Annotated in this window: 4 protein-coding genes; 3 read left to right on the forward strand and 1 reads right to left on the reverse strand. The window is 50.3% G+C overall.

The genetic code is table 11. The features are described from left to right. The first annotated feature begins 357 nt into the window (after nucleotides 1-357). Nucleotides 358-624 carry a DUF1778 domain-containing protein gene (locus ACRCZA_RS14255; RefSeq protein ID WP_438675066.1) on the forward strand — a complete coding sequence of 89 codons (267 nt, stop codon included), beginning with the start codon at nucleotides 358-360 and terminating at the stop codon, nucleotides 622-624. After that, nucleotides 615-1115: a GNAT family N-acetyltransferase gene (locus tag ACRCZA_RS14260; RefSeq protein ID WP_438675067.1), complete on the forward strand. Its 501-nt coding sequence runs from the start codon at nucleotides 615-617 to the stop codon at nucleotides 1113-1115. The genes ACRCZA_RS14255 and ACRCZA_RS14260 overlap by 10 nt, the downstream gene beginning before the upstream one ends. A gap of 94 nt (nucleotides 1116-1209) precedes the next feature. Here the strand turns inward: ACRCZA_RS14260 and ACRCZA_RS14265 are convergent, their stop codons facing one another. Next, nucleotides 1210-1962, reverse strand: coding sequence for an RNA-guided endonuclease InsQ/TnpB family protein (locus tag ACRCZA_RS14265; protein ID WP_438675068.1), 753 nt, complete (start codon nucleotides 1960-1962; stop codon nucleotides 1210-1212). On the opposite strand from ACRCZA_RS14265, the gene ACRCZA_RS14270 reads away from it, so the two are divergent. Then, nucleotides 1936-2159: hypothetical protein (locus tag ACRCZA_RS14270; protein ID WP_438675069.1), on the forward strand; the 224-nt coding region annotated here is incomplete at its 3' end. The genes ACRCZA_RS14265 and ACRCZA_RS14270 overlap by 27 nt on opposite strands.

Here is a 2159-nt window from a genome sequence, read left to right on the forward strand (position 1 = left end):
AACTCGTCGAAGCATTTAAAAATTCAGCTATAAACTCATATAGGCGACTCAAGTCGCCTGTATACAGTAAGGAGTTAAGCTAATTCACTCCCAGCGCTTTATAAACTGCATCTACAGGATCGACATAAAAGCTGATTTGAAACTTGGAGAAGATCTCCGCCGGTACGGTTGAAATATCTGAGGCGGAGGCCATGGGCGGGGTGTTCTGCCACGCAATTTAACATCCAAGCTACGATTCTAATCCAACCAACTGCAACCGCCTTTCCTATCTCATCCCAAAAAGATAACGTGTATCTGTTGACTACACGCAAAAACCGTTTAAACTGTATATTAAATAGATATACAGAGGATGGTGTCATGGCTACAAAAACAGCGCCAATCAACATGCGTGTATTACCATCGGTAAGAGACATTATCGATGCCGCAGCAAGTTTAAAAAAAGTCGATAGAACCGTGTTCATTCAGCAAGCAGCGCTCAATGAAGCGCATAGCATACTGGCCGAACAGCGGGATTTTGTCCTTGAAGCAAAGGCTTTTGAAGCGTTTGATAACGAACTTCATGCAGAGCCACAGACTCTTGAGGGCATGAAAGATCTGTTTAAAAGGAAAGCGCCTTGGGAATAAGTGCACCAACTCTCCTGACTGATGAGCACCAGATTAACGCCTTTCAATGTGGCATCGAAGAACTCGATACTTGGTTAAGAAAACAGGCCTTAAAGAGTCAAAAGCGGGGAACTGCGAGAGTGTATGTGGTCAATGACACTCACCATGTGGTTGGGTACTATGCCATTGCCATGGGCTCAGTTTCGAGAGAGCAAGCATTCAGTTCATTAAGAAGAAATAGCCCTGATCCCATTCCCATGGTGATTTTAGCCAGGCTTGGGGTGGATGACGCCTATCAAGGTCAAGGCATTGCGGCAGGCCTTTTAAAAGATTGTATCATTCGCTCAGTACAAGCAATGAACGCTGTCGGTGGAGCAGGAATTTTAGTTCATGCTATTGATACCAGTGCACAAACGTTCTATAAGAAATTTGGCTTCAAAGAATCGACATTTGATCCTTTAGTACTCATGGCACGGATTTGCGATATCGAAAAATCATTGTCGATAGGCTGAGATGACGGATCCCCTCTCACACGAGAAGCCGTCAATATTATCAGGTGCCCATTGACATCCTCCTCGGCCTAAAGGCCGAGGATCCCTACCGTGGCTAGGCGCAAGCGCCCAAATCACCTCGGTGGGTTCCTGCTGCTGGCGGCATTATTGCACCGCTCACTTCACAGGCTAACCGGGCGTGCCCCGCCCTTAATACATTGATTGCGCCGACCACATCGGCGTTTTCTGCAAACCCGCATTCCACACATTTGAACGTGATCTGAGTCTGTCTATTCTCTGCCGAAATATGCCCGCAACAAGGGCATGTGCGGCTGGTATTCTTGGTCTGCACCGCTATGAGGTGCCCGCCATTCCATGCCAGCTTGTAGTCGAGCTGGCGGCGGAACTCGAACCAGCCCTGATCGAGGATGGCCTTGTTCAGACCAGATTTGGCCCTCACGTTTTTACCCGGCTTCTCGGTGGTGCCCGCTGCTGACTTTGACATATTGCGCACCTGCAAATCCTCAACACACACCATCGCGTGGTTTTTGCTGATAGTTGTTGAGGTCTGGTGCAGATAGTCGCGGCGGGCATTGCCGATGCGGGCATGGATGCGCTGGACTTTGGCTTTTGCCTTCTTCCAGTTGGCGCTGAATTTGGTCTTACGGCTCATCGCCTGCTGCGCTTTGCGCAAGGCGATTTCGTGGTGCTTGAAGCTGCTCAAGGGCACGTAGAAAGTGCCGTCTGATAGGGTGGCGAACCGGGCAATCCCCATATCGATGCCTACGGCCCCCCCCTGGTGGAGGGGGGTGTCAACCTCCCGTTCGGTCTGGATGGATACATGCCATTTACCGCCAGACAGGCTCATTATGACGTTCTTCACCGCGCCCAGCACCTCCCGGCTGTTGCGATAGAGCACCCAATCCAGCTATGGCAGGAATATCCGGCTGTTGGTCTGGTCGAGTTTGCAACCCTGCGGGTAGCGGAAACTATCGCTCTGGCCCTTCTTCTAAAAGCGGGGGAAATCCGCCCGTTTGGCGAAGAAGTTGCTGTAGGCCCGAACCA

This window comes from Shewanella sp. (assembly GCF_051658185.1).
In the GTDB taxonomy this organism is placed as follows: domain Bacteria; phylum Pseudomonadota; class Gammaproteobacteria; order Enterobacterales; family Shewanellaceae; genus Shewanella.